This window comes from Bacillus cereus group sp. BfR-BA-01383, assembly GCF_022663495.1.
Classification (GTDB): Bacteria; Bacillota; Bacilli; order Bacillales; family Bacillaceae_G; genus Bacillus_A; species Bacillus_A cereus_AU.
Genome location: NZ_JAKUFP010000085.1, coordinates 1 through 1,781, shown reverse-complemented (window position 1 = coordinate 1,781; position 1,781 = coordinate 1). Strand labels below are relative to the sequence as shown.

Sequence of the window (1,781 nt, the reverse complement as noted above, 5' to 3'; positions counted from 1 at the left end):
CGTACTTTTAAGACATATGTAAAAGGCAATGAAAAACTACTTGGAAAACCTTAACTTTTATATACAAATGTATCTTAAGTTGATGGATGTGTGGTGCTACCCCATGCCCATCAACTTAAGAACGGAAACAAAATGAACTTTCGTTCAAATAAACTACAACACTCTTAAAAATGAGCATGCCAAATAAACCTAAATACACATAGTAGCTAAGTCTGAGCCAGAAAACTTACGTTTTCTCTTTATAAATCCGACTTCCCTTACAAGTTTTTCTAAAAATACAGGTGTAAAATATCGTTGTAATTCTTCCGTAAATGGCTGTAGTTCACCTTGAATCGAGAGATTCATAAAAAAACGTCATCCTTTCTAATTTAGCCTGTTTAGAAAGGATAACGTTAATGGGCATTTGAGGGTATTAAAACCTCTTGAGTTAATGGGCATGTAAGGTGACCCCTTATTCCAGAGATGCTAACGAGTTTATTGAATAAGAAAAAAGGACTACCCCAGCGTCCCGTTTTCACCAAAGACCCATTTACTTTAAACTATTGCACCCTTTGTATATCAACTATGATTTAACTTTCAAGTCTTTTTTTAAATAATAATGCTCAAAGTCTCTTCCTACATTATCTATACTGCCAAACACTTGATAACCATTCTTTTTATAAAAATCTAACGCTTGAAAACTTAAGGTATCTACTTTTATGAAATCGCATTTTTTATCTAAAGCAATTTTCTCTAGCTCTAATAATAATTTAGTCCCATACCCAGAGTGTCGAATGTCCTCATCTAATATAACAGTATAAATCTCCAGCCAATTCCAACATACCGCACTTAGTATTCCACCACGAACCTTGCCCTTTTCATCCTTAAGGAATAAATTGATTTCTTCATATCTACCTCCCAAATCTTTTGGGAAATGCTTTAAATTGAACCTGTAAAGTTCATCGTCAATATATTGTTTATCGTTTTTATTTAATTCTTTACTAATATGTAGTGTCATTCAAAATCCCCCTCGTTCTCTCATCACTTAATACTCCATAACCCTCGTGGAAATCCTTTCTTTTCTTCGGCTAACCTGCACCCTTAACTCACATAAAGGTTGCCAGAAATGAACAGAAGAAATTTTCATTATGGTGGCACTTCAAAATGTTAGCTTAATAGCCATGGGATGGTACTCAAAATAACAACCAGAAAAAAACTCTATACAGAGGCCTTTTTTCCTGGTATTTTTTTTGTAAATTGATATAAAGCGATTGCTCCTAAAATAACAAGTATTCCTTCAGGAACATCTAATAATACTGTTTTCCATGTTTCTGAAATTAATAATTCATTACCTGTAGAGGCTTTATAATATCCTTCTATATAGCCAATAGTAAACTGAATTACAGATAAGGAGACAAATAACCACAAACCAAGTCGAATTCCTTTTTTATTTTTAAACATATAACACCTCTTTAAATTAAATAAACATAATATTAAAATTATTATACTAAATATCCATTTTTCTGTCAATTGTATTTGTAACTTGTCTAATTAGCCTACCATCCCATCATTATCAAGCTAAAAAGAACGGGTTACTTCAAAACAATAAAAACGAGCATAATGCACAAAATTTTCGTTTTGGGGAATTTTAAAGTCTTAAGTTGATGGGTATGTGGTGCTACCCCACATCCATCAACTTAAGGATTTAGAATATTCTTAAACTTAAAAGCACGTTACTATTCTCTTATGTTAATGAGAAAGGGTGACGTGCTTTTTATGAATATGCATCAAAAACAAGAGCT

General features: G+C 32.3%; 2 protein-coding genes and 1 pseudogene. All 3 read right to left on the bottom strand.

Annotated elements, in window-relative coordinates; all coding sequences use genetic code 11:
- Positions 1 to 192 precede the first annotated feature (192 nt).
- Positions 193 to 345, bottom strand: a pseudogene (locus tag MR065_RS26965) (IS4 family transposase); the annotation flags it as partial.
- A 217-nt stretch (positions 346 to 562) separates the two neighbouring features.
- The gene (locus MR065_RS26960) at positions 563 to 997 is read right to left on the bottom strand and encodes a GNAT family N-acetyltransferase (protein ID WP_025149298.1); all 435 of its coding nucleotides are present in this window, start codon (positions 995 to 997) and stop codon (positions 563 to 565) included.
- A 200-nt stretch (positions 998 to 1,197) separates the two neighbouring features.
- Entirely contained in the window at positions 1,198 to 1,440 is a 243-nt protein-coding gene (locus MR065_RS26955) for a DUF3937 family protein (RefSeq protein WP_025149299.1), read from the bottom strand.
- Between the last annotated feature and the right edge of the window lie 341 nt (positions 1,441 to 1,781).